The 25,068-nt window shown below is 69.5% G+C and carries 25 protein-coding genes; 8 read left to right on the top strand and 17 right to left on the bottom strand.

The window, feature by feature from the left end:
- Positions 1-2: 2 nt before the first annotated feature.
- From AB0I12_RS20165 to AB0I12_RS20155, 3 genes are all read right to left on the bottom strand, one after another.
- Positions 3-230 carry a hypothetical protein gene (locus AB0I12_RS20165; RefSeq protein WP_355694948.1) on the bottom strand — a complete coding sequence of 76 codons (228 nt, stop codon included), beginning with the start codon at positions 228-230 and terminating at the stop codon, positions 3-5.
- A gap of 183 nt (positions 231-413) precedes the next feature.
- Positions 414-1,844, bottom strand: a complete 1,431-nt coding sequence (locus tag AB0I12_RS20160; protein ID WP_359931669.1) for an aminopeptidase P family protein — start codon at positions 1,842-1,844, stop codon at positions 414-416.
- 43 nt (positions 1,845-1,887) lie between these two features.
- Positions 1,888-2,637, bottom strand: coding sequence for a GntR family transcriptional regulator (locus AB0I12_RS20155; protein WP_359931666.1), 750 nt, complete (start codon positions 2,635-2,637; stop codon positions 1,888-1,890).
- 119 nt (positions 2,638-2,756) lie between these two features.
- Between AB0I12_RS20155 and AB0I12_RS20150 the strand changes: the two genes are divergently transcribed.
- Positions 2,757-6,350: a hydantoinase B/oxoprolinase family protein gene (locus tag AB0I12_RS20150; RefSeq protein WP_359931663.1), complete on the top strand. Its 3,594-nt coding sequence runs from the start codon at positions 2,757-2,759 to the stop codon at positions 6,348-6,350.
- A gap of 24 nt (positions 6,351-6,374) precedes the next feature.
- Here the strand turns inward: AB0I12_RS20150 and AB0I12_RS20145 are convergent, their stop codons facing one another.
- Both AB0I12_RS20145 and AB0I12_RS20140 read right to left on the bottom strand, forming a co-directional pair.
- A complete protein-coding gene (locus AB0I12_RS20145; protein ID WP_359931660.1) occupies positions 6,375-6,866 on the bottom strand; it encodes a VOC family protein in 492 nt (163 codons plus the stop codon).
- The gene (locus tag AB0I12_RS20140; RefSeq protein WP_359931657.1) at positions 6,847-7,914 is read right to left on the bottom strand and encodes a helix-turn-helix domain-containing protein; all 1,068 of its coding nucleotides are present in this window, start codon (positions 7,912-7,914) and stop codon (positions 6,847-6,849) included. The genes AB0I12_RS20145 and AB0I12_RS20140 overlap by 20 nt, the downstream gene beginning before the upstream one ends.
- Positions 7,915-7,949: 35 nt before the next feature.
- Here AB0I12_RS20140 and AB0I12_RS20135 point away from each other — a divergent pair, with 35 nt between their 5' ends.
- On the top strand, positions 7,950-8,588 hold the full coding sequence (locus AB0I12_RS20135; RefSeq protein WP_359931654.1) for an HD domain-containing protein: 639 nt from the start codon (positions 7,950-7,952) through the stop codon (positions 8,586-8,588).
- A gap of 49 nt (positions 8,589-8,637) precedes the next feature.
- Positions 8,638-8,991: a UBP-type zinc finger domain-containing protein gene (locus tag AB0I12_RS20130; protein WP_359931651.1), complete on the top strand. Its 354-nt coding sequence runs from the start codon at positions 8,638-8,640 to the stop codon at positions 8,989-8,991.
- Positions 8,992-9,004: 13 nt separating this feature from the next.
- Here the strand turns inward: AB0I12_RS20130 and AB0I12_RS20125 are convergent, their stop codons facing one another.
- Both AB0I12_RS20125 and AB0I12_RS20120 read right to left on the bottom strand, forming a co-directional pair.
- Positions 9,005-10,210: an MFS transporter gene (locus tag AB0I12_RS20125; protein WP_359931648.1), complete on the bottom strand. Its 1,206-nt coding sequence runs from the start codon at positions 10,208-10,210 to the stop codon at positions 9,005-9,007.
- A 1-nt stretch (position 10,211) separates the two neighbouring features.
- Entirely contained in the window at positions 10,212-10,691 is a 480-nt protein-coding gene (locus AB0I12_RS20120; protein ID WP_359931645.1) for a peroxiredoxin family protein, read from the bottom strand.
- Positions 10,692-10,785: 94 nt separating this feature from the next.
- On the opposite strand from AB0I12_RS20120, the gene AB0I12_RS20115 reads away from it, so the two are divergent.
- On the top strand, positions 10,786-11,415 hold the full coding sequence (locus AB0I12_RS20115; protein WP_359931642.1) for a TetR/AcrR family transcriptional regulator: 630 nt from the start codon (positions 10,786-10,788) through the stop codon (positions 11,413-11,415).
- 27 nt (positions 11,416-11,442) lie between these two features.
- Here AB0I12_RS20115 and AB0I12_RS20110 read toward each other — a convergent pair whose 3' ends face one another.
- From AB0I12_RS20110 to AB0I12_RS20085, 6 genes are all read right to left on the bottom strand, one after another.
- Positions 11,443-12,444: a proline racemase family protein gene (locus tag AB0I12_RS20110; RefSeq protein WP_359931639.1), complete on the bottom strand. Its 1,002-nt coding sequence runs from the start codon at positions 12,442-12,444 to the stop codon at positions 11,443-11,445.
- Positions 12,441-13,343, bottom strand: coding sequence for a dihydrodipicolinate synthase family protein (locus tag AB0I12_RS20105; RefSeq protein WP_359931636.1), 903 nt, complete (start codon positions 13,341-13,343; stop codon positions 12,441-12,443). Before AB0I12_RS20105 ends, AB0I12_RS20110 begins: the two co-directional genes overlap by 4 nt.
- Entirely contained in the window at positions 13,340-15,241 is a 1,902-nt protein-coding gene (locus AB0I12_RS20100) for a 2Fe-2S iron-sulfur cluster-binding protein (protein ID WP_359931633.1), read from the bottom strand. Before AB0I12_RS20100 ends, AB0I12_RS20105 begins: the two co-directional genes overlap by 4 nt.
- A gap of 133 nt (positions 15,242-15,374) precedes the next feature.
- Positions 15,375-16,535 (bottom strand): FAD-dependent oxidoreductase, encoded by a 1,161-nt coding sequence (locus AB0I12_RS20095; RefSeq protein ID WP_359931630.1) that lies wholly within the window; start codon positions 16,533-16,535, stop codon positions 15,375-15,377.
- A gap of 122 nt (positions 16,536-16,657) precedes the next feature.
- Complete coding sequence (locus tag AB0I12_RS20090; protein WP_359931627.1) at positions 16,658-17,263, bottom strand: XRE family transcriptional regulator; 606 nt, start codon at positions 17,261-17,263, stop codon at positions 16,658-16,660.
- 58 nt (positions 17,264-17,321) lie between these two features.
- Positions 17,322-18,374 carry an SDR family oxidoreductase gene (locus AB0I12_RS20085; protein ID WP_359931624.1) on the bottom strand — a complete coding sequence of 351 codons (1,053 nt, stop codon included), beginning with the start codon at positions 18,372-18,374 and terminating at the stop codon, positions 17,322-17,324.
- Between the two features lie 71 nt (positions 18,375-18,445).
- Here AB0I12_RS20085 and AB0I12_RS20080 point away from each other — a divergent pair, with 71 nt between their 5' ends.
- Positions 18,446-19,339: a LysR family transcriptional regulator gene (locus AB0I12_RS20080; protein WP_359931621.1), complete on the top strand. Its 894-nt coding sequence runs from the start codon at positions 18,446-18,448 to the stop codon at positions 19,337-19,339.
- A complete protein-coding gene (locus AB0I12_RS20075; protein WP_359931618.1) occupies positions 19,332-20,264 on the top strand; it encodes a cation diffusion facilitator family transporter in 933 nt (310 codons plus the stop codon). The genes AB0I12_RS20080 and AB0I12_RS20075 overlap by 8 nt, the downstream gene beginning before the upstream one ends.
- On the opposite strand, the gene AB0I12_RS20070 is transcribed toward AB0I12_RS20075, so the two are convergent.
- A complete protein-coding gene (locus tag AB0I12_RS20070; RefSeq protein WP_359931615.1) occupies positions 20,249-20,437 on the bottom strand; it encodes a DUF3099 domain-containing protein in 189 nt (62 codons plus the stop codon). The two genes, AB0I12_RS20075 and AB0I12_RS20070, sit on opposite strands and share 16 nt — an antisense overlap.
- A gap of 1 nt (position 20,438) precedes the next feature.
- Positions 20,439-20,888, bottom strand: coding sequence for a MarR family transcriptional regulator (locus tag AB0I12_RS20065; protein ID WP_359931612.1), 450 nt, complete (start codon positions 20,886-20,888; stop codon positions 20,439-20,441).
- A gap of 125 nt (positions 20,889-21,013) precedes the next feature.
- Between AB0I12_RS20065 and AB0I12_RS20060 the strand changes: the two genes are divergently transcribed.
- Both AB0I12_RS20060 and AB0I12_RS20055 read left to right on the top strand, forming a co-directional pair.
- The gene (locus AB0I12_RS20060; RefSeq protein WP_359931608.1) at positions 21,014-22,189 is read left to right on the top strand and encodes an MFS transporter; all 1,176 of its coding nucleotides are present in this window, start codon (positions 21,014-21,016) and stop codon (positions 22,187-22,189) included.
- Positions 22,189-23,007, top strand: coding sequence for an aldo/keto reductase (locus AB0I12_RS20055; RefSeq protein WP_359931605.1), 819 nt, complete (start codon positions 22,189-22,191; stop codon positions 23,005-23,007). The genes AB0I12_RS20060 and AB0I12_RS20055 overlap by 1 nt, the downstream gene beginning before the upstream one ends.
- Positions 23,008-23,019: 12 nt before the next feature.
- On the opposite strand, the gene AB0I12_RS20050 is transcribed toward AB0I12_RS20055, so the two are convergent.
- Positions 23,020-23,703 (bottom strand): class F sortase, encoded by a 684-nt coding sequence (locus AB0I12_RS20050; RefSeq protein ID WP_359931602.1) that lies wholly within the window; start codon positions 23,701-23,703, stop codon positions 23,020-23,022.
- A gap of 52 nt (positions 23,704-23,755) precedes the next feature.
- Positions 23,756-24,751 carry a hypothetical protein gene (locus tag AB0I12_RS20045; protein ID WP_359931599.1) on the bottom strand — a complete coding sequence of 332 codons (996 nt, stop codon included), beginning with the start codon at positions 24,749-24,751 and terminating at the stop codon, positions 23,756-23,758.
- Positions 24,752-25,068: the final 317 nt, after the last annotated feature.

Genomic DNA, 25,068 nt, shown 5'->3' with positions numbered 1-25,068 from the left:
GGTCAGACCGGCACGCCGGTCACTTCGAGGACCCGGTCCAGGTGATCGCCGCGGACCAGTCGCCCCGCCATCAGCCGGAGCTCGGTGCAGGCGCTCTCCAGCGCCTGCGCCTGGGTCCGGCAGTTGTCGACGTACCAGAACGGGTCGTCCGGTTGCGGATCGTCGGCGTCGTCGATGTCGGCGTACCAGTGCCGGCTGCCGCAGTTCACTACTCGCACACGCAGGTTCATGGTGTAACTCCCCCGTACCCAGGGATCCCGGGTTCCCCCTTTTGGCCCCAGTCCAGGGCCGACTCGGCCTGGCGTGTGATCAGAGGCCCCCCACTCCCACACGCCGGCCGAGTTCGACCCTCCCCCGCCTTCTACATCGGGGCTCCCACGGCGAACGTTACTGGCCGTAATGAGTAATTTTGATTACTTCGCCGCGAGGCGCGACCGGGTCCACTGCTCGAGACCGTCCGTGGTGATCGGCAGGTCCTCGGTGAGGATCTCCAGGCGGTCGGAGTGGACCACGACGTTGTCCTCGATCCGGATGCCGATACCGCGCAGCTCCGGCGGGACGGTCTCGTCGTTCGGGTGGAAGTACAGGCCCGGCTCGACCGCGAGCGCCATCCCGGCCTCGATGGTGCCGGCGAAGTACGCCTCCGGCCGGGACGCGTCGCAGTCGTGCACGTCGAGGCCGATGTAGTGCCCGGTCCCGCAGACGATGTACCGCCGGTGCTGCTGCCCGTCCGGGCCGAGCAACTCGTCGATCGACGCGTCCAGCAGACCCCAGTCGCGCAGGCCTTCGGCCAGCACCCGCAGCGCCTCGTACTGGAAAGCGCGGTACGGCGCACCGACCTTGACGGCCTCGAGCGACGCGAGCTGCGCCTTGTGCACCAGGTCGTGCACCTGCCGCTGGGCCGCCGTGAACTCGCCGGTGGCGGGGAAGGTCCGGGTCACGTCCGCGGTGTAGAGGGTGCGGGTCTCGACGCCGGCGTCCAGCAGGATCACGTCGCCCTCGTTGACCGCGCCGTCGTTGCGGACCCAGTGCAGCACCGGAGCGTGCTTGCCAGCGGCAACGATCGACGCGTAGCCGACGCCGTTGCCCGCGGTCCGCGCGCGGCGGTCGAAGGTGCCCTGCAGCCAGCGCTCGCCGCCGCCGCGGATCGCCTCCGGCAGCTCCCGCGCCACGTCACCGAACGCGAGCACGCTGGCCGCGACCGCTTCGCGCAGCTGGTCCAGCTCCCAGTCGTCCTTGATCCGGCGCAGCTCGGCGAGCGTCTGGCGCAACGCGTTGCCGTCGGTCGGCGAGGTCCGCACCAAGGCGTCCAGCATCGGCTCGACACCCGGCACCGACAGCATGAACGGGACTGCGCCGCGCACCGCCGCGGGCAGTTCCTCGAGTGGGCGGCAGGCGATCTGCAGCGCGTCCGACCAGTCCTTCAGGCCCGGCACCGGGCCGATCCACAGCTCACCGTCGCGCGCGTTCGCGAAGAAGTCCGCCTCGTCCGGGCCGGCCGTCTCGCGCAGGTAGAGCGTCGCGTCGCCGTCCCCGGAGATGACCAGGACGGCGCCTTCGGCCTGGCAGCCGGTCAGCCAGACGAAGTCGCTGTCGGCGCGGAACTGGTAGTCGGTGTCGTTCGACCGGACCGGCGCCCGGCCGGCCGCGAGCGCGATCCGGCGTCCCGGCAGCGCGGCGGCGAGCTTGCGCCGATGCTCCGCAGCCGCCTCGGCGAGCCCCTCCGGCACCGTCACCGAGCGGTCCACCGGCCCCCAGCCGCGAGAGATGAACTCCCGGAACCCCTTGGCGTCGATCGGGCGGTAGGACTTCGGCGTCTGGTCGGTCCGGGCGTCATCGGTCATGAGCTGAGCTCCCCTTTACAGCTGTCAGTGTCAGCTCATCAACTCAGGTCTGCGCGGGCCCGCGCAAGCCCTTATCCCGGAACGCGGCGAGGATGCCGGCCTCGGAGTCGAGCAGGTACTGGTGCAGGTCCGCGGCGGCCTGCTCGTACTTGCGGGCCTCCAACAGCTCGAACAGCCTGCGGTTTCGCGCGATATAGGGCTCGTGCAGCTCCCGCGGCGTCGCGATCACGTGGAAGACCAGCCGCAACTCGGCCTGCAACTGACTGGTGATCGCGTTCAGCCTGGCGCTGTCGGCGAGCCCGATCAGGTGCTCGTGGAACCGCATGTTCGCGGTGCCGACCGCCGGCCAGCGATCCGCGAGCGCCGCCGCCTCGGCTGCCTCGACATCGTCCAGCAACGGCTCGAGCCGACTCGCAGGCACCTCTGGGTCGCGCTCACCCAACGCCCGGACGACGTCCACCTCGAGCACCCGGCGGAGCCTGTACAGGTCGACCACGTCATGCTCGTCCAGCTCTGGGACGAACACCCCGCGGTGCAGCTTGTAGACCAGCAGACCCTCATGAGTGAGCAGCCGGAACGCTTCCCGCAGTGTGTTCCGGCTGACCTCCAGGACCTCGGTCAGCTCGATCTCGGACAGCTGCGCACCGGGCGGCAGGGCACCCTCCGTGATACTGCGACGGAGAATGTCGGCCGCACGCTCGGCCGAGCTGCTGCGGTCCAGCCGCGCCACGTCGGCCGCGACCCCTCGCAGCCAGGCCTGCCGGCCGTCGTCGTCCGTCTCACCCGTACCCACCCCTGCATCATCGCCCACGCCGCGCGCAGCGGGGAAATCTGGTGGAACGAACCTCTTGCAGGATTGTTGAACAATCCCTACTCTCGGTGGCACGGAACGCAGGCGAAAGGCGGGATCGCGTGGCAGCGAAGTGGGAGTTCTGGATCGATCGTGGCGGCACGTTCACCGACGTCGTCGCCCGGCGACCCGACGGCACAGTGGTCGCCCACAAGCTGCTGTCCGAGAACCCCGGCCGCTACCGGGACGCAGCCGTCGAGGGCATCCGGCAGCTCCTCGGTGTGTCCGCCGGCGAGCGCCTGCCGACCGACCGGATCGAAGTCGTCAAGATGGGTACGACCGTTGCCACCAACGCCCTGCTCGAGCGCAAGGGTGAGCCGACGGCGCTTGTCATCACCAAGGGATTCCGGGACGCACCCCGGATCGCCTACCAGAACCGCCCGCGGATCTTCGCCCGCGAGATCGTGCTGCCCGAGCTGGTCTACTCCCGGGTGATCGAAGCGGACGAGCGCGTCGCGGCGGACGGCGAGGTCGTCGTCACGCTCGACGAGCAAGCAGTGGCACGGGACCTGCAGCAGGCGTACGACGACGGCTTGCGATCAGTCGCCGTGGTTTGCGTCCACGGGTACCGCCACACCCGGCACGAGGTGGCGATCGGTGAGATCGCGCGACGGATCGGCTTCACCCAGGTCTCGCTGTCCCATGAGTGCAGCCCGTTGATGAAGCTCGTGTCGCGCGGTGACACCACGGTCGTCGACGCCTACCTCTCGCCGATCCTGCGCCGGTACGTGGATCAGGTGGCGGCCGAGCTGGACGGCGTACGGGTGATGTTCATGCAGTCCAACGGCGGCCTGACCGAAGCACATCTGTTCCGCGGCAAGGACGCGATCCTGTCCGGCCCCGCCGGCGGCGTCGTGGGGATGGCGCGCACCACCACGGCGGCCGGGTTCGACCGGGTGATCGGATTCGACATGGGCGGCACGTCCACCGACGTGTCGCACTACGCGGGTGAGTTCGAGCGCGAACTGGAGACCCTTGTCGCCGGAGTCCGGATGCGGGCGCCGATGATGAGCATTCACACGGTGGCGGCCGGCGGCGGATCGATCCTCAGCTTCGACGGCAGCCGGTACCGGGTGGGACCGGACTCGGCAGGCGCGGATCCCGGCCCGGCGTCGTACCGCAAGGGCGGTCCGCTCACGGTCACCGACGCGAACGTCATGCTCGGCAGGGTCCAGCCGGACTTCTTCCCCGCGGTCTTCGGCGACCACGGCGATCAGCCCCTCGACGCGGACGTCGTACGCCGGAAGTTCGCCGAGCTGGCCGAGGCGATCGCCGACGGACGGAGCCCCGAGCAGGTCGCGGCCGGGTTCGCCGACATCGCGGTCGCGAACATGGCGAACGCGATCAAGAAGATCTCGGTCCAGCGCGGGTACGACGTCACCCGGTACGTGCTGGCGACGTTCGGCGGCGCGGGCGGCCAGCACGCGTGCGCCGTCGCCGATGCGCTGGGCATGACCGAAGTACTGATCCACCCGCTCGCCGGGGTTCTGTCGGCCTACGGCATGGGGCTCGCCGACGTCGCGGCCCTCCGCGAGCGGGCGGTCGAGGCGCCCCTGAACGACGCCGTACTCCCGGAGCTCTCGAAGGTCCTCGACGAACTCCAGGCCGACGCCGCCGCCGAGCTCGAGCGCGAAGGCGTCCCGGCCGAACGGATCACCGCGATCCGCCGGGCCTTGCTGCGCTACGACGGCACCGACACGGCGGTGGCCGTGTCGACCGGCGACGTGCATGCGATGGTGACGGAGTTCGAGGCCGCCTATCGCCGACGGTTCTCGTTCTTGATGCCCGGCAAGCAGATTGTCGTCGAAGCGGTGTCACTCGAACTGCTGGGCGCGGCCGGAGACAGTGCGGCGACCTGGGACCAGCGGACCCGCGAGGACAGCGCCCTGCAGGCGGTAGCGAGCGTGCCGATGTTCTCGGCCGGCTCATGGACGGACGTGGACCTCTACCGACGCGCCGAAATCGTTCCCGGCGACGCCGTGGACGGGCCGGCCATCATCGCCGAGGACAACGCGACGACCGTGGTCGAGCCAGGCTGGCGTGCCGAAGTGAACGACCTCGGCCACCTGCTGTTGAGCCGGGTGACCGCCCGGCCTGTCCAGCGAGCGATCGGGACCGAGGCCGACCCCGTGATGCTGGAGATCTTCAACAACCTGTTCATGTCGATCGCCGAGCAGATGGGTGTGCGGCTGCAGAGCACCTCGCAGTCGGTGAACATCAAGGAGCGGCTGGACTTCTCCTGCGCACTGTTCGATGCCGAGGGCAACTTGATCGCGAACGCCCCGCACATCCCCGTCCATCTCGGTTCGATGGGCGAAAGCATCAGGATGGTCATTGCCGGCAACGCCGGACAGATGGCGCCGGGCGACACCTACGTGCTCAACAACCCGTACCGCGGCGGCACCCACCTTCCCGACGTCACGGTGGTGACCCCGGTCTTCGACCGGGCCGGACGGGAGATCCTGTTCTACGTCGCCTCCCGCGGCCATCATGCGGAGATCGGCGGGATCACACCGGGATCGATGCCCGCGGACAGCACGCACATCGACGAGGAAGGGGTGCTGATCGACAACTGGCTGCTCGTCTCCGGCGGTGTACTGCGAGAGCCCGAAACCATCGAGCTGCTCGGCTCCGCGGCGTACCCGTCACGCAATCCCACAACGAACATCGCCGATCTGCGCGCTCAGGTCGCGGCCAACGAGAAAGGCGTCGAAGAGCTCCTCGCAATGGTCGACCACTTCGGACTCGACGTCGTGTCGGCGTACATGGAACACGTCCGCCGCAACGCCACCGAAGCGGTCCAGCGGGTCATTCCGACGCTCCGCGACGGCCGGTACAGCTACGAGCTCGACTCGGGCGCGCGGATCGAGGTGTCGGTCCGCGTGGATGCCGGCGCGCGCACCGCCGAGATCGACTTCACCGGCACCTCCGCACAGCAACCGAACAACGGCAACGCGCCGTCGTCGGTCGTGATGGCTGCCGTGCTGTATGTGTTCCGCACGCTGGTCGACGACGAGATCCCCTTGAATTCGGGCTGCCTGGAGCCGCTGCGGGTGATCATCCCACCGGGCTCGATGCTGTCGCCGGAGTACCCCGCGGCGGTTGCCGCCGGCAACGTCGAGGTCTCGCAGGCGGTCACCGGCGCGTTGTATGCCGCACTCGGTGTCCAGGCGGAGGGGTCCGGGACGATGAACAACGTAACGTTCGGCAACGAGCGCTACCAGTACTACGAGACGGTGGCCAGTGGCTCCGGCGCCGGCGAAGGCTTCGACGGCGCCGACGTGGTGCAGACCCACATGACGAACTCACGGCTCACCGATCCCGAGGTGCTGGAGTGGCGGTATCCGGTACGGCTGGAGAGCTTCGAGATCCGCGAGGGCAGCGGCGGCGACGGCCGGTGGCGCGGCGGTGACGGCGGCCGCCGCATGCTCCGCTTCCTGGAGCCGATGACCGTGACCACACTCGCCAGCCACCGCCGCGTACCGCCGTACGGAATGGCCGGCGGCCACCCGGGGAGCCTCGGCCACCAGTGGATCGAACGCACGGACGGCACCGTGACCGAGATGGACGGCTGCGACTCCGTTCAGTTGTCCACCGGCGACATCTTCGTCATCGAGACCCCAGGAGGCGGCGGCTACGGCCCGCCGTCCAGCTGAACTCGCCGGCCGTCTTGCAGTTGCTCAGTTCTTGACGCGGCTGTTCATCTCGGCGGCGAAGGTGTCCTGGGCGATGCGCATGACGGCGAGTTCGTCGGGGTCCGCGAAGAGCTCGCGGGCCTTGCTCTCGGGGACGTCCTCGACGTGGGTCTGGAGCCACCAGATGTTGCCGATCGGGTCCTTCACCCGGCCGCCGCGGTCGCCGGTGATGCCGGAGTACATCAGCTCGGTGACCACGGTGGCGCCGGCGTCGAGGGCCCGCTGATAGGTGCGCTCGACATCGTCGACGTACACGCTCAGGAAGCTCGGGGTGTCCGGCCAGTCGGCCGCCGCGTCGAAGGTCATCAGCACCGATTCGCCGACGGTGATCTCGGCGTGGCCGACCGTGCCGTCCTGGTTCGGGAACCGTCCGCTCGTCTTGACCTCGAAGGTGCGCTCCACGAACTCGAGGAAGGCGTCCGCACCCTTCGCCACGATGTAGGGGGTGATCGTCGACTTACCGTTTGGCCTGTTCATACCTCGAGTCTGACGACAGTAGCGGACGGGTTCTGTCCTCTTCCTCGTCGGATTGTGCGGCCTGGAAGCGGCGGCGGTACTCCGTCGGCGTCGTACCGAGATGGCGTGCGAACGCCCGGCGCAACGTCTCGTCGCTGCCGAGCCCGCTGAGGCGTGCCGCCGTGGTGATGCTGTGCCCGTCGAGCAGGAGCTGTTGCGCCCGGTCCAGCCGTACACGCTCGACCCACCGGCCGGGCGTCGTGTTGAACTCGCTCTGGAACAACCGGGTCAGATGCCTCGGACTGACCGCGGCCGCGGCGGCCAGGTTCGGCAGGCTGTGGTCAGCAGCTGGGTCCGCGACGACGGTGTCGGTGATCGCCCGCAGCAGATCGGTGCGCGGCGGCGGGGTCGCCATCGCGGTCGAGAACTGCGACTGACCACCGGGGCGTTGCATGAAGACGACGAGTTCACGCGCCACGGCTCGGGCCGTCTCGGAGCCGTGGTCTGCTTCGACCAGGGCGAGTGTGAGGTCGATGCCGGCGCTGATCCCCGCCGAGGTCAGGTACCGCCCGTCGCTGACGTGCAGCGCGTCCGGCAGCACCTCCACCTTCGGATACTGGCGCGCCATCGCCGCCGCATGCCGCCAGTGCGTCGTCGCCCGCCGCCCGTCCAGCATCCCGAGCGCCGCCAACACAAACGCCCCACTGCACACCGACGCCACCCGCCCGGCCCCGTCCGCCAACATCGCCGTCACCTGAAGAACCTCGTCCGGCACCCCGCGTACAAGGTCATCTGCCCCAGCCACCACCACGGTGTCGACCACTTCCACCTCTGCGGCACGGACCACTCCCGCCAGCACCACACCTGAGGCAGCAGTCACCTCCCCACCACCCGCAGACACAAGCACCGACTCGTACCGCACCCGCCCACCCCACCGATCGGCCGTGACCAGGTTGGCCTGGTGGAGGACTTCCAGCGGCCCGGTCACGTCGAGCAGCGTCACCCCGTCGTACACGACGAACGCGACCCGGTGTGTCCGAATCTGTGGTTCGCCTGGCGATTTGGACATGGCGTCAGCGTACCCCGGACCGCGAACCTGAACGCATGACCGAAACCATCGCCGGCATCCAGATCCCCGACAGCGCCCTCGCCCGCGAAGCGACCGACCTCGTCCGCGACGCCGCGTCACCCCTGCTCTTCGACCACTCCCGCCGCGTGTACCTGTTCGGCTCCCTCCGCGGCCGGGCGCAGGGTCTCTCGTTCGACCCGGAACTGCTGTACGTCGGCGCGATGTTCCACGACCTCGGCCTGACCGAGCGCTACCGCCGGACGGACCAGCGCTTCGAGATCGACGGCGCCGACGAGGCCCGGAGCTTCCTGCGGCGGCACGGCATCAGCGACGACGACGCCGACCGCGTGTGGACGGCCATCGCGCTGCACACCACCCCGGAGATCCCGCGGCACCTGTCCGCCGAGATCGCCCTCGTCACCCGCGGCGTCGAACTCGATGTCCTCGGCATCGGGTACGACGCGGTCACCGACGCCGAGCGCGACGCCGTGACCGCCGCGCACCCGCGTCCCGACTTCAAGAACCGCATACTTGCCGCGTTCACCGAAGGTATCCAGGACCGCCCGGCGACCACCTTCGGCAACGTGAAGGCCGACGTACTGGAGCACTTCGTACCGGGCTTCCACCGCGGCGATTTCGTGGACGTCATCAAGAACTCGTCCTGGCCCGAGTGACCGCGGACGTTGCTTGTCCGGGAGCCGGGGACAGGTGAGGATGTCCGGTATGACGGACAGTTCTGGAACGCCAGGCATCGACAGCACAGTTCCCCCGAGCGGCACCGGATGCGTCGAGTGTCTGCAGGCCGGCGGCTGGTGGTTCCACCTCCGCCGGTGCGCGCAGTGCGGTCACATCGGCTGCTGCGACTCCTCCCCCGCCCAGCACGCTTCCGCCCACGCCGCCGAGAGCGGCCACCCGATCGTCCGCAGCTTCGAGCCCGGCGAGGACTGGTTCTGGCACTACGGCGAGTCCCAGTACTACGACGGCCCAGACCTCGCCCCACCGGCCGCCCGCCCCGAAAACCAGCCGGTCCCTGGCGGCAAGGTCCCCACCAACTGGCAGTCCCAACTCCACCGGTAACGCCTGCACCCAGTCAGCGTCGTCCGTTGGCGAGAGCCAGCGCCGCCGGCAGCCGACGCAATCGCAGCATGGCAACCGTTCCGAGCAGCGGCCCGATCGCCAGTGGCAGCAACGCATAACGCCAGCCGGCAAGGCTGACGGCGAGGGGCACGAGCCGGATGCTCACGATGGTGAGCGTGAAGCCGAGGGCGAGCTGCAGCGCGAGCACCGAACCCGCGTAACGCGGCTCAGCCAGCTCCGTCACGGCTGCAGAGAACTGTGCGGAGTCGGCGATCACAGCCGCACCCCAGATGAGCAGAACCACCACGAGCACCGGTAGCGCCGCGCCGTAGATCAGTGGGCTCGCGAGGCAGCACGCGGCGCTGAGAAGCATCGCCGCGCTGGTGATCGTGGTGCGCCCCAGTCGGTCGGCGAGCCGTCCCGCCACCACAGCTCCGAGCAGCCCTGCCACCCCGATCGCAAGGAACGTCACGACTCCGGTCTGAGCAGGACCAGGTCGTGAATCCGCCCTTGCGGCAACGAAGAACGCGGCCAGCCAGCTCCACAAGGCATAGAGCTCCCACATGTGCCCGAGATAACCCATCGTGGCCAGCCGCAGCGGTCGCTCACTGGCGAGAGCCCGGACCGCGGCGCCGACATCGAGCGGAGGGGACGATACGGCCGCCGGCCCGGAGCGCACCGTCGAGACCGCTACTGCGGCCAGGCCGGCGAGAACGGAGGTGACGGCGATCGTCACCTGCCAGGGAACGTAACCAAGGCCCCGCACCAGGTGCGGAGTCCCCGACCCCAGGGTGAGCCCGCCGACAACCACACCGGTCGCCACGCCACGCCCGCGCTCGAAGTGGGTAGCGACCAGCCGCACGGCAGGGGCATAGACCCCTGCCAGCGCGATGCCGACCAGCAGACGGATCGGCAGGGCGAGAGCCAGCCCATGTGTCAGCAGCAATGCCAGGTTGCACAGTCCGGCGGCAACCGACGAACCGGCGATCAGCCAACGCGGCTGCAAGCGGTCGGGAAGGTTGAGCATCGCCGCGCCCACGCTGCCGGTCACGAAACCGATCTGAACGACGACCACCAGCCAGGCGGCGCCGTCTGCGGTCAGGTGCCACTGGTCCTCGAGCGCCGGCACGATCGCGGTCGCACTGAACCACGAGGCGTTGGCCAGTACTGCTGCCAAAGCCACGAGACCGAGGGCACGGCGTTGCTCTTTGGTCGTCATCTCAGCCCTCGTGGGCCTTCAGATAGCGGAGGAAGCCGATGACATCGTCCGCGACCAGGCGACCGATGGCCTCGCTCGAATACACGGCCGTGATGAGGTTCCCCTGGGGATCGAGGACGAAGCCGGACGACTGCAGGTAGCGGTGATCGGCGCTGACGTACGCACCCGTCGCCTTCGACACCGTGTCGGGGTCCGCGCTGTGTGCCACCGGGAACGTCAACTTGTGCTTCTCGACCAGGGCGGCGCTGGTCGACCCGTCGTCCACCGACAACGCGACAACCTTGGCGTTCAGCTCCGCGAGCGTCTCGGACGCACGTGAGAACGCGGCGAGCTGCGCATTGCAGTACGGGCACCACGAGCCGCGGTAGATCAGGACGACGCCGAACGAGCCGGCGAGATCGTCCGGCAGGGAGACGGTTCCACCGCCGACGGCGGGGAGCGACAGGGACGGGAAGTGCTGGCCATTGTGCAGACGAGACACGGTATTCCTCTCTGATGCCCGAAATTGGACTGACTGGTCCATGTTCATGGCACAGAATTGGACTATCAAGTCCAATTGGTCGTACGCTGCGGTCATGGCGACGAAGATCCACCGGGGTACGGCGCGCCTGACCGCGCGAGGCTCGCTGACGCGCGCGCGGATCATCGCGGGCGCGACGGACCTCGTGTACGACCAAGGCGTGGCGGGCACCAGTCTCGACGACATCATGGCGGCGACCGGCACCAGCAAGTCGCAGCTGTACCACTACTTCGCCGACAAGGACGCGCTCATCCTGGAGGTCATCCGCAACCAGCTCGCCAAGATCATCGCCGGGCAGGGAACAGAGTTGCGTGCAGCGCGGTCGTGGGACGGTCTGCAGCGGTGGCGCGATCACGTCGTCGAGAGCACTCGCGCCACCGGCGGAGTGGGCGGCTGCCCGCTGGGCTCGCTGTCGAGCGAACTCGCTGACCGATCGGAGTCGGCCCGTCGAGTGCTCGCGGCGTGCTTCGCCGAGTGGGAGGAGTACCTGCTCGACGGGTTCCGTGCGATGCGCGCCGACGGCGAGCTGTCCCAGGACGCCGACCCGCAATCGCTCGCGACCACGGTGATGGCCGCGCTACAAGGCGGCCTGCTGCTGTCCCAGGCCACGCATGATGTCCAACCGCTGGAGCTGGCACTCGACATGGCACTGGGCCACGTCCGCCACTATCGCCCTGAGGACTGACAGCGGCGGCCGCACCTTCGACCGCGACTACAGCACGAAGCCGGTGGGGAAGGGGTCGTCCGGGTCGAGGAGGTAGTTGGCGGTGCCGGTGATCCAGGCTCGGCCGGTGACTGTGGGGACCACGGCCGGGTACGGACCGACCGTGGTTTCCTCGACCAGGCGGCCGGTGAAGCGGGTACCGATAAAGGACTCGTTGACGAAGTCGGTGTCCAGGGCGAGCTCACCGCGGGCGTGGAGCTGGGCCATCCGCGCCGAGGTCCCCGTCCCGCACGGCGAACGGTCGAACCAGCCCGGGTGGATCGCCATCGCGTTCCGCGAGTCGGCGCCGGCGAGACCCGGCGCGGTGAACTGCACGTGCTTGCACCCGTTGATGCCGGGGTCGAGCGGATGCACCGGACGGTCGGTGGCGTTGATCGCGTCCATGATGTCCAGCCCGGCCTTCAGGATGCGGTCCTTCTCCGCGCGATCGAACGGGATGCCGAGCTGCTCGATCGGCAGGATCGCGTAGAAGTTCCCGCCGTACGCCAGGTCGTACGTGACCTTGCCCAGCCCGGGCACGTCCACCGAGGCGTCGAGGGCATGCGCGTACGACGCGACGTTGCGCAACGTCACGTGCTCGGCGCGGCCGTTGCTCACGGCAACGTCGACGACGACCAGCCCGGCCGGCGTGTCCAGCCGGACCTTCGTCACCGGTTCGGTCACCTCGACCATGCCGGACTCGACCAGCACCGTGGCCACGCCGATCGTCCCGTGACCGCACATCGGGAGCAGGCCGGAGACCTCGATGTACAGCACGCCCCAGTCCGCGTCGGACCGCGTCGGCGGCTGCAGGATCGCCCCGCTCATCGCAGCGTGACCTCGCGGCTCGTTCATCAGGAACAGCCGTAGGTCGTCGAGGTGCTTGATGAAGTACTCGCGGCGCTCCGCCATCGTCGCGCCCGGCACCACGCCGACCCCGCCGGTGACGACGCGGGTCGGCATGCCCTCGGTGTGCGAGTCGATGGCGGTGATCGTCCGGACGGACCTCATACGAGTGACTCCACTGCTTTCTTCATGTCCTGCTCCAGTTGCGCGATGTGCTCGGGGACGAGCGGTCCGCGCGGCGGCCGGCACGGACCGCCGAACCGCCCGACGTAGTCCATGCCGTACTTGATCGCCTGGACGAACTCGGTGCGCGAATCCCACCGGAACGCCGCGACCAGCGGCTCGTACAACGCGCGGGCCTCCTCCAGCTTGCCTTGCGTGGCGAGCTCGAACAACCGGACCGATTCCTTCGGGAACACGTTCGGGAAACCGGCGAACCAGCCGGTCGCGCCCATCAGCAGCGCCTCGAGGGTGAGGTCGTCGGCACCGGCGATCACAGCCAGGTCGGGGGCCAGCTCGCGGATCTCGAGGATCCGCCGGACGTCACCGGAGAACTCCTTGACCGCGACGATGTTCTCGATCTGCGCGATCTCGGCCAGCAGGTCCGGCGTCAGGTCGACCTTGGTGTCCAGCGGGTTGTTGTAGACCATCACTGGCAGTCCGGCCTTCGCGACCTCGGTGAAGTGCGCGATCACCTCGCCGCGGTTCGCGCGGTACATGGTCGGCGGCAGACAGAGCACGCCGTCCGCACCGTCCTCGGCCGCCTTCTCCGCCCAGGCGCGGGCCTGGTGCGAACCGACGCCGTGGACGCCGACGACCACGAGACCGTCGTTGCCGACAGCCTCGATCGCGGTCTTCGCCACGGCCCGGCGCTCGTCGTCGGTAAGCGACGAGTACTCACCGAGCGACCCGTTCGGCCCGACGCCGCGGCAGCCGTTGTCGACCAGCCAGCGGCAGTGCTCGGCGTACTTGTCGAGGTCGGGGCGCAGCCCCGCCGGCGCCGACGCGTCCTCGGCGTACGGCAACGCAGTCGCGACGATCACGCCGTCCAACTTCTCGCTCATGGTTCCTCCCTGGTTTCCGGTGATGGCGCGACCTCGGCCGCCGCCAGATCCCGCAGCCTCACTGGTACGGCGATCGGTCTTCTCATGCTTGGTTGCGGTGCGTCGCCCGGCTTGGCCAGCAAGGCGGCGACGGTGCGCGAGCACACCCGCCCCTGACACATCCCGAGCCCCGCGCGACTGCTCAGCTTCATCGCCCGCCCGTCGTCGAGCCCCCGCTCGTCGGCGGCGGTCTCGAGCTGTCCCCGGGTCACTTCCTCACACCGGCAGACGAGCGTGCCCGCGTCACTCCAGCTCTTCCAGCCGTCCCGCACGGGATAAGCCTTGGCCAGGGCAGCCGCGAACCGCCGCCCCTTCACAACAGCAGCCACAGCCGCCGCGGACGCCTCGGTGGCGGAGGGTGGGGTGGTGATGGTTTGGGTGTAGTGGGCCGCTGCGGTGCCGGCGAGGGTGCCTTCTGCGGTGGAGAGGGCGGCGCCGCCAATGCCGGTGAGTTCGCCGGCTGCGAAGACGCCAGGGGTGCTCGTTTGCTGACTGGCGTCGACGGCTACGGCTGGGCCGCCATCGGGGCCGGTGGTGATGGTGCAGCCGGCTGAGACCGCCAGCTCGAGGTTCGCGGTGAAGCCGAAGCCTACGCAGATCGCGTCGACGTCGATGCGGCGTTCGGTGCCGCGGATCGGGCGCCAATCGCTACTGAGGCGGGCGATCGTCGCGGAGTCGACGTGGTTCGTGCCGTGGGCGGCGATCACCGTCCAGCCGTGGCGGGGCGGGATCCGGTGACGGGCGAGCAGGGCGCCGTACCCGACGGCCTCGCGAAGCTTGCTGCGGGCAACCAACGGGTCGGTGGACCAGCCCTTGCGGACCGTCGTCAGCGTGTTGGCTTCGAGGAGCTCGACGACGTGGGCACCGACGCCGATCAAGGACTCGGCGACCGGCAGCAGGAATGGACCTGTGCCGGCGACCAGGACGCGACGGCCGACGGCGATCCGCTGGCCCTTGGCTAGGGCTTGGGCGGCGCCGGCTGTGTATACGCCCGGTAGATCCCAGCCGGGGAAGGGCAGTACACGATCGAAGGCGCCGGCTGCCAGCACGACGGACTTGGCGTCGATGGGGAACGGCTGTCGGCCGCTCGCGTCTGCCGGTCCGGTCTGCGCCCAGAGTCGGAGACCTTCCACCGCCCATACCGAAGTCTCCGGAAGGTAGGTGATCCGTGGATGTCCCTGCAGCCTGTCCCGCTGGCGCGCGAACCCCTTCCATTCGTGCTGCAGGCGATCCGGTCGCTGCGCTGCGAACTCGGCTGGGAGCTGCCGGTTGTACTGTCCGCCGACGGCTCGCCCGCTGTCGACCAGCAACACCTCAGCCCCGGCATCCCCCGCCGCAAGCGCAGCCGCGATCCCAGCCGGCCCCGCTCCCACCACCACAACCTCAGCCACCCGGACCACACCACCACCACCAGAACCCACCACCCCCGAAGGCGCGGTACCCGAAGCCGCGGTGCCGGAAGGTGTCGCGTCGGATGGCGTTGTGCTCGAAGCCGGTGCGCCCGAAGGCGCCGTACCCGAGGCCGCCGTACCCGTGAGTGTTGTGGCGGGGAGGGCTGCGCCTTGTTGGGTGGTGATGGTGTCGCCGGGGGCGACTGTGCGTTGGCAGGCTCGGATGTCGGGGAGGCCGTTGATGGTGATCAGGCAGTCTTGGCAGGCGCCGATTCCGCAGAAGATTCCTCGGGGGCGGTCGTGGAGGCGGGTGGTTCGCCAGGTGTCCTGGCCGTTGGCGAGGAGTACGGCGGCGACCGTTTGACCGGCGCGCGCCTCGACCGGCTTGCCGTCGATGGTGACGTCCAGCGTCGGCGGCGGGCCGATCTCGGCCGGGTCGCCGGATTGTGGGCGCAGGTAGGCGGTCATGACGCACCGACGCGACGGAGTGAGGAGGGCTTGCGGTCGGCTCCGGGTGGGCTGCGGTGGAGCTGCGGCGGAGCGAGTGAAGGCCGGACGGTGCCGCGCGCACCGTCGTAGCGCGGGCTCGGCTTGATCATGGTCATGCGGCGATCACCGCCGGGCGGTCGACGCGGAACGGGGACGGGTCGAGGTGGGGGGCCAGGCCGAGGAACTGTTCGGTGACGAGGCGGCCGGTGGCGGGGGCGAGGCCGATGCCGGCGCCCTCGTGGCCGGTTGCGTGCCACAGGCCGTGGACGCGGGGGTCGGGGCCGATGACCGGCAGGTGATCCGGAGCATACGGCCGGAAGCCGCCGTACGTCCGCATCACCGGGACGTCGCCGAGGAACGGGAACAGGCCCATCGCCTTGCGCGCGAGCTCCCGCAGCACCAGCACCCGGATCGCGTCGTCGAAGCCGATCCGCTCGCGGCTCGACCCGATCAGCACGGTGCCGGCTCGCGTCGACTCGACCACGGTGGAGGTCTGCAGCTCGGCGTCGCCGCTGCCAACCGCGCCGACGTAATCCGCGTCATACACCTTGTGGCGCACGCAGTCTGGCAGCGGCGCCGTCACGAGGATCATCCCGCGCCGCGGCAGCACCTCGATCGGCGCACCGGCCGCGGCGGCGAACGCACCGGCCCACGGCCCGCACGCGTTGAGCACCGCACCGCAGGCGATGTCGCCGTCGGACGTGTCGACGCCGACGACCCGGCCTCGGGACTGCCGGATCCCGAGCGCGGTGACCCCCGATCTGACCTCGCCGCCGCGCTCGCGAACCGTTGCCAGTAACGCCGTCGCCGCCAGCACCGGCTGCACCTGGGCGTCGTCCGGATAGTGCACACCGACGGTGACCCGCGGCGTGATCAGCGGCTCGAGCTCGAAGACCTCCGCGGGCGTGATCACCCGCGCGGCGACCCCGGCCTCACGCTGCTTCGCCGCGAACGCGGTCAGCGGCTCCGGGTCTCCGGTCGCCACCACGACGCCGCCCTTCGCCTCCCACTCCACGTCGGCGACCCGCTCGAGCAGCCGCGCGCGGACCACGTCCCACTCTGCGCGTGACGCGACGGCGAGCTCCAACTCCGGCCCCGGCTCCTTGTCCGACACCAGCACGTTGCCCTCACCGGAGGCCGTCGTCCCGGCCGCGGGACCGTCGCGGTCGATGACCAGGACCCGCACCCCGGCCGCCGACAACGCCTCCGCGCACGCCGCCCCGACCATGCCCGCGCCGACCACCACCACATCGGGTGTCGCGGACCGGTGCATGACGGACCTCCTCGGCAGGCGTTCGCTAAAATGAACGATACCGAGACTACGCGCGCCTCCGTCGACCGGTCAATGCACCCAACCGGACCTCTCCCGGACCTTTCCCGGAACCCAGCCGGCAACTAGACCGGCAGATGCGGTCCGCCGGCCGCCGTCGGGTACACGTCCGGCGGGTACTCGAGCAGCAGCACCGACCGCACCGGCCCGTCCACCGCCTCGTACGAGTGCGGCCCGGCGGCCCGGAACGCCAGGTAGTCGCCCGGCCCCAGGTCCGCGCTCTGCCCGTGAGCATTGATACGTAAGCATCCCGTCAGGACGATGTGATGCTCGGTCCCCGGGTGCCCGTCGGAGTGCTGGACCGCGTCCGGCCGGATCTCCTGGTTGTAGATCTCGAACAGCCCGCCGGGGTGCTCCAGCCGCCGCAGCATCCGCAGGTCGATCGCGTCGCCGGACAGGACGTCGACGTCCGCGGACCGCACGAGCACCACGTCGGAGGCTGGTGAGTCGGCCAGCAGGGCCGAGACCGGCACACCGAGAGCGTTCGACAAACTGAACACTGTCTCGATCGTCGGGTTGCCGGCCCCGGACTCCAGTTGCGACAACGTACCTTTCGCGATCCCGGACCGCCGGGCGAGTTCGGACAGCGAGATGCCTTGCTCGTCCCGCCGTGCCCGCAGGTTCGTCCCGAGCAGCTTTCCCGCACCCATCGCCGTCACAGCCCGGAGCATGCCACATCCGGCGGCAACCGCGGATCCGTCGCGCCACCAGGAGCCGGGCCGGGAACCGTCACGGAATGATCCGGCGCCGCCGCAGGTCCGCGAAGATGCCGTAGAACATCTGCTCGGTGTCGACGTACTCGTGGAACCCGGCCCGCCGCGACTTCGACGCGTCGGCGAAGAAGTCGTAGTCCCAGCCGAACACGAAGTCGGCGAACGGCCAGGACGACACCTCGGCGAACGACGTGGCCTCCAGCCCGTGGGCGGCCTGCAGCTGTTTCCAGGCCGGCTCCTTGTCCGCCATCACGTCCTGCAGGGACAGCTGCAGCGGCGGCGCGACCTCGAGCCCGAACCACGCGCCGAGCTTGGGCCACAGCTCGCTCCAGCGGAACAGGTCGCCGTTCGTGATGTTGAACGCCTGATTCGCCGCGGCCGGCGCGGTCGCGGCCCAGACCGTTGCCTTGGCCAACAATCCGGCGTCGGTCAGCTCCAGCAACGAGTGGTACGCGCCGGGCTTGCCCGGGAACCGCAGCGGTACGCCGAGTTCTTTGGACAGCGACGCGTACACGGCGATCGCGACCGCGAGGTTCATCGGATTGCCGAGCGCGGATCCGCCCACCACGGACGGCCGCAGCGCCGACCAGGTCCACGCCTTGCCCTGCTGGCGTTCCTCGAGGAAGCGCTGCTGGTCGACGTTGAACTCCGGCGGTAGGTGCGGCGGGTCGTCCTCCCGCGCCGGCGTCTTGAACGGCCCGAGATGCGCGCCGTACACCTTGTAGCCCTGCATCAGGCTGACGTGCTGCAACTGACGCGCGACCGGTTCGATCGCGTCGACGACGTTCACCAGCATCGCGAGGTTCGGCGCCACGAGCTCCGCCCAGGTCGGGCGGTCCTGGTACGCGACGTAGAAGACGTGCGTCACGTCGGTCAGCCCGGACAGCTTGTCCCGGGTGTCGTCCGGGTCCAGCAGGTCGACGGCGACGTGCCGTACCCGGCCGGGTACGTCGATGCCGCCGCGGCGCGACAGCCCGATCACCCGCCACTCGGGCAGCGACGCCAGATGCTCGACCAGATTCGTCCCGATGACTCCCCGGGCACCCACCACCAACGCGACGTTCTCCATACCGAACAGCCTTGCTGACCTGCGCGGATAAATCCAAGGCATAGTTTTCACTGAACCCATAAGCTGAAGACATGGCAACGCTCCGGCAGCTCGAGTACCTCGTCACCGTGGTCGATCAGGGCTCGTTCACGAAGGCCGCCGAGCTGCTGCACGTCACCCAGCCCGCGCTCTCCCACCAGATCCGCACCCTCGAGCGCTCCGCCGGCGGACCGTTACTGGAGCGGCTACCCCGCAGCATCCGTCTGACCCCGACCGGGCGCGCGATGCTTCCGCACGCCCGCGCGACCCTGGCCGACGCGGAGCGGGCGCGCTGCGCTGCGCGGCAGGCCGCCGGACTCGAGGTCGGCGAACTGCAGATCGCGACGCTCTACTCGATCACGCTCGGCGTGCTGCCGGCCGCGCTCCGAGCCTGGCGGCAGACCCGTCCGAACGTCGGCATCCGCCTGTTCGAGCACCGCCATACCGACGAGCTCGTCGACGCGATGCACTCCGGCCAGGCCGACCTCGCCGTCGGCCCCGAACCGGCGGACTGGCCAGGTGTCACCCGCGTCCTCGGCACCGAGGAACTCGTCGTCGTGGTGGCCGCCGACGATCCCGTCGCGTCCAGCGACACCGTCAAGCTGCACGACCTGGCCGACCGCGCCTGGGTCCACTACGCACCGGGGCACGGCCTCGCGGACGTGCTCGACAAAGTCTGCGCACAGGCCGGTTTCGAGCCGCGCATCGCCGTACGCACCGAGCAGACCGCTGCCGCGCCCGCGCTGGCCGCGGCCGGCCTGGGCCCCGCCCTCGTTCCGGACAACATCCTCCCGAAGGACTTCGACGGTCGCGTGCTGCACCTGGAGCCCGCCGTACGCCGCACGCTGACGGCGTACACCCGCAGCGAACCGGATCCGCTCGCGGCCGCGTTCGTCGACGTGCTGTTTCGATCGGCCGGGCTGCGGGCACGCGAAGGTGATGCCTGACGAAGAGTCGGACGCGACAGTCCTCCTGGCCGGTACGGCGAATCTCGCGATCGCGATCGCGAAGATCGTCGCCGGCCTGCTCTCGGGATCCACCGCACTGCTCGCCGAGGCGGCGCACTCCGTCGCCGACACGCTGAACCAGGTGTTCCTGCTGACCGCGCTGCACCGCAGCCGCAAGCCCGCCGACGCGCGCCATCCCTTCGGCTACGGGATGGAGCGGTACTTCTGGGCGCTCCTCGCCGCAGTCGGCATCCTGGTGCTCGGCGCCGGCTTCTCGATCACCGAGGGGCTGCGGTCGATCCTCGCGCCCGAGCCGATCGCCGCGCTCGCGGTCATCTATCCGGTGCTCGGGATCTCGTTCGTGTTCGAGGGCGCTTCCTGGCTGCGTGCGATGCTCCAGCTCCGGCAGGAGGCGCGGGCGGCCGGCGTACCGCTGCTGCACCAGCTCCGTGCTGCCGAGCCCGCGGTCAAGACCGTGGCACTCGAGGACTCTGCCGCGCTGGTCGGCCTACTGATCGCCGCGATCGGGGTGACGCTGGCGGTCGTCACCGGCGAGCATCTCTGGGACGGCGCCGCGTCGATCGCGATCGGGCTGCTGCTGATCGTCGTCGCGTTCGTCCTCGGTCGCGACAACAAGGCGATGCTGATCGGGCGTGCGCTGCCGACCGACACCCAGCGCGAGATCCGGGCGATCATCGCGGGCGAGCCCGGGATCGACGAGGTGCCCGAGCTGCTCAGCCTGCGGCTGGCGCCGGAGCAGGTGCTGGTGGTCGCGACCGTCGACCTGGACGATTCCGAGACCACCGGGGCTGCCGTCGAGCAGCTCGCGGAACGGATCGACAAGAAGGTCCGCGACGCGTTCCCAATGGTGCGGCACCTCTACCTCGACCCGACCCCGGCGGATACCCGTCAGCGTTTGTCGTGACCCGAGTTCGCGATGATCGCGGCGGTCGGGGGCAGGACGGCGGCGACCGCGCTCATCCCGATCGCCACCGGGATCGAGAACAGCCGCACCACGAACCAGGCCAGGATGATCAGCGTCAGGCAGCTGCCCATCAGCAGCACGTACAGCTTGCGGTTGTCGTAGCGGCGAGCCATGTCACACCGTCAGCGGGAGCTTCCCCAGCGCCTCGACCAGCGGGGAGAGCTCGGGTAGCTCGGAGGCCTGCTGCAGCGCCGACGTCAGGACGGCGTCATGGGTGGGCTGGGCCTGGTCCAGCAGGTCGCGGCCGGCCTTGGTGACCTCGGTGTAGATGCCACGGCGGTCGGTCGGGCACAGGTAGCGCTGCAGGAGCTTGCGGTCCTCCAACCGGTTCACCAGCCGGGTTGTTGCGGACTGACTCAGCACCACGGCGTTCGACAGCTGGTTCATGCGCAGGTGGTAGTCGTCCTGCCGCGCCAGCACGTCCAGCACGCTGTATTCACTCACCGACAGCCCGTGCTGCTTCTGCAGCGCGCGCTCCAGCTCGTCCTCGATCCGGGCGTGCAGCGCCGCCAGGGTCCGCCACCCCTGCGCCCGCGCCTCCGCGGCGTCATCCGGTAGTCCCACGACAACCTCCACTTGAACTTCGTTCTTGCATGCGCAATCATAGCGCTTGTGCAATAGCCCGCGTGTGCAACTATCGCGCACGCCGGTAACAGTCATAAGACTACATATGAGGGAGAGAAGAACCCATGCCCGCGGCCTTGCTCGCGCTCGCCATCGGCGCCTTCGGGATCGGGACGACCGAGTTCGTCATCATGGGGCTGCTGCCCGAGGTCGCCACCGACTTCGGCGTCAGCATCCCGTCCGCCGGACTGCTCATCTCCGGCTACGCGCTCGGCGTCGTGGTCGGCGCCCCGCTGCTCACCGCGATCGGCTCCAAGGTCTCCCGCAAGACCGTGCTGATCTCGCTGATGGGCGTCTTCATCGCCGGAAACCTGCTGTCCGCGCTCGCCCCGTCGTACGGCGTCCTGATGACCGGCCGGATCGTGGCGGCGCTGTCACACGGCGCGTTCTTCGGCGTCGGCTCGGTGGTCGCGGCGTCGCTGGTCCCGAAGGCGAAGCAGGCAAGTGCGATCGCCCTGATGTTCACCGGGCTGACAGTGGCCAACGTGCTCGGCGTGCCGGGCGGGACCGCTCTTGGTCAGCAGTTCGGGTGGCGGTCGACGTTCTGGGCCGTGACTGCGCTCGGGGTGATCGGACTGCTCGGCATTGTGTTCCTGGTGCCGCGGCAGGACACAGCGGAAGGTCCGGGGCTGCGTAGCGAGCTGGCCGTGTTCAAGAGCCTGCAGGTGTGGCTGGCACTGGCCATGACCGCACTGGGGTTCGCCGGCGTGTTCGCGTCGTTCACCTACATCGCACCGATGATGACCGAGGTCGCGGGCTTCTCTTCCGGAGCTGTGACCTGGCTGCTGGTGCTGTTCGGCGGAGGGCTCGTCGTCGGCAACCTGCTGGGAGGTAAGGCAGCGGACCGGTCGCTGATGCCGAGTCTGTACCTCATCCTGACGCTACTGGCCGCCGTACTGGTCGTCTTCGTCTTCACTGCGCACGCCAAGCTCCCGTCTGCCGTGACGATCGCCCTCTTCGGGGCTGCCGGCTTCGCCACTGTCGCACCGCTGCAGAAGCGCGTGATGGATAAGGCAACGGGTGCTCCGGCGCTGGCCTCCGCGGCCAACATCGCTGCGTTCAACCTCGGCAACGCCGCCGGCGCTTACCTCGGCGGACTCACCATCGAGCACGGACTCGGCTACACGGCGCCCAACTGGGTCGGCGCCGCGCTGGCCGTCACCGGCCTGCTCGTCGCACTCATCTCGGGCCTGCTCGACCGCACCCGGGTCTCCGCATTAGCCCTTGAAGGAAGCCACTGATGATCCCCACGGTGAAGCTCAACAACGGCGTCGAGATGCCCCAGCTCGGGTACGGCGTCTTCCAGGTCCCGAACGACGAAACGGCAACCGCCGTGACGCACGCGCTCGAGGCCGGGTACCGCAGCATCGACACCGCGGCGGCGCACCAGAACGAGGCGGGTGTCGGTCAGGCGATCAGTGCGTCCGGGATCGACCGCGGCGACCTGTTCATCACCACCAAGCTGTGGAACGCCGACCAGGGCTACGACTCGACGCTGAAGGCGTTCGACCAGAGCCTCTCGCTGCTCGGCCTGGAGTACCTGGACCTGTACCTCATCCACTGGCCCACGCCGGCCCGTGACCTGTACGTCGGCACCTGGCGCGCACTGGAGAAGCTGTACGCCGACGGCCGCGTCCGCGCGATCGGCGTCTCCAACTTCCGGCCTGACCACCTGGACCGGCTGCCCGGAATCACACCGACGGTGAACCAGGTCGAGTTGCACCCGTACCTGCAGCAGGCCGACGTACGCGCCTACGGCCGCGACTTCGGCATCCGCACCGAGGCGTGGAGTCCACTGGCCAAGGGCGGCAGCCTGCTGTCGGAGCCGGTCATCGAAACGCTGGCCAAGCAGTACGAGCGCACACCGGCGCAGATCGTGCTTCGCTGGCACCTGCAGCTCGGCAACATCGTCATCCCGAAGTCGGTCACCCCATCTCGCATCCGCGAGAACGTGAACGTCTTCGACTTCGCGCTCACCGACGAGGACCTGGCCGCGATCGGCACGCTGGACCGCAACGAACGCACCGGGCCCGACCCCGACACCTTCAACGTGGCCTGACGACGGTCCCGGTCAGGTCTTGGGGATGGCGACAACCACGGCGTTGCTGAGGTACGACGTGCCGTCCCAGTCCTCGCAGGTGACCAGGACGAGGCGGCCGGGGACCGATTGGTCGAAGACCTTGGACGCCGCCTTCGCGAGGGCTCGCTTGCGGTAGACCGTGACCGTCGTGACCACATAACTGATCGCGCCGCGTCTGGTCGTCACCGAGACCGTGTCACCCGCGGTCAGGCGGTCGAGATCGTCGAACGCGCCACCGCCGGTATGCACGGTGTGGCCGGTGATGATCGCCGAGCCCTTGGCGGCGCCCGGTCTGGCTCCGTCGGACCACCAGCCGACGAGCAGAGGATTCGACGGCGGTACGAGCGTGCCACCGCGGGCCCGGATGCTCAGCACCCGTGCCGAGACTCCCAGTCGCGGCACGGAGACCCTGATCGGATCGCCCGGCTGGGGCCGCGCCGTACTGCGGACCTCCGGGGGCGGCGCGCTCTGCCGCGGAGCCTTGGACTGCGCGCCCGTCGGCAAGGACCCGGTGCTCTGCGTCGGCGCGGTCGCGCTTCCGCTCGACGACTTGCCGCCCGGGCCGCTGACCGCGGACGTGCCGGCGCCGGCCTGCGGACGGCTCGTGTCGTCCTTCGGCCTGAACTGTATGTATGCGCCGGTCACGAGAAGTGCGACGCCGGCCGTCCAGGCCACGAGCGCCCATGATGAGCGTGCGCGGACTGGACGGCGACGTTTCGGCATGGCGTCAGGCAGAGTGCTGACCCCGACGCTGCAGGGTCTTCGCGGCACCCGCGATCAGGAGCACACCACCGAGGCACAGCAGGGCGATACCCCAGGTGCCCTGGGTGCTCGAGAGCGCAGACGTGCTCTTCGCGCCACCCGACAGACCGGCGTCAATCGCGGTCGGCACGCCGGCCGGCGTACTCGCACTGCCGGTCGCCGACGGGCTCTCCGACGGAGTCGTGCTCGGCGTCTCCGAGGGGGTCTCGCTCGGCGTCTCGGAAGGAGTCTCGGAAGGCGTCTCGCTGGGGGTTTCCGAAGGCGTCTCGCTCGGGGTCTCGGAAGGCGTCTCGCTGGGGGTCTCCGACGGGGTCTCGCTGGGGGTCTCCGAAGGCGTCTCCGACGGCGTTTCGCTCGGCGTCTCCGACGGGGTCTCGGAGGGGGTTTCGCTCGGGGTTTCCGAAGGCGTCTCGCTCGGGGTCTCCGAAGGCGTCTCGCTCGGCGTCTCGCTCGGCGTCTCGCTCGGCGTCTCCGACGGGGTCGTGGTCGGGGTGTCCGTCGGGGTCGGCGTCGGCGTGGTGCCCTGTCCGACGCAGAAGCTCACGTGGCTGAGCCCGTAGTACTTGCCATTGTTGGGGTTGACCGGGGTGTGCAGGCCCGCGCCGACGATGGTGCCGCCCGGACGGTAGTCGTAGAAGTTCGCGTTCGGGCCACCCTTGATGATGGCGCCGAGCACCGTACCGCCGGTGGCCGTGAAGTTGATCAGGTCGCCGGTCTTCGCCCACGTGACCGTGACGCCCGCTCCCTCCTTGGCGCCCGGGGTCGGCGGGTCGAACTTGATCTCCGTGGAGCCGGGGATCAGGTCGGCGCACTTCGGGTTGCCCGGGACCACGGTCACCTCGTCCGCGGACGCCGACGGCGCCGTTGCGAGGGTGACACCTCCCACGGCGAGTGCGAGCGCGCCCGCGCTTCCGAGTAGCGCGATTACGCGTGAGTTCTTGAAGCGCCCCCGCGCATTCACCGATGTGTCGTTCACTGTCTTCCCTAGGTCTGGGCCGGTCTCTCGACCGGCAGATCGTCGGCGGCCCCGACGGCTTGCGCCGGAATCGGCCAGGCGGTGAAAGCCATCTACCCAGAGCTGCGAGCCCCCGGCAGGTCGAACTCCGCTCCGGTGGACACCGGCCCGCCCCCACGGGAGGTCGACCCTCGCGATTGTGGCGACACCGCCCGCACGGCGCAAGTTTCCGCGGCGCGACTCGCCGCCCTCCTTACGTTTCGGAACACAGGGTCCCCGGCCTCGACCGAGAGTAGTTGCTGTTCGCTACTAACACGCTGTTT

It is taken from the genome of Kribbella sp. NPDC050459, from assembly GCF_040655315.1.
GTDB lineage: Bacteria > Actinomycetota > Actinomycetes > Propionibacteriales > Kribbellaceae > Kribbella.
This window is presented reverse-complemented; position numbering and strand designations above follow the sequence as displayed.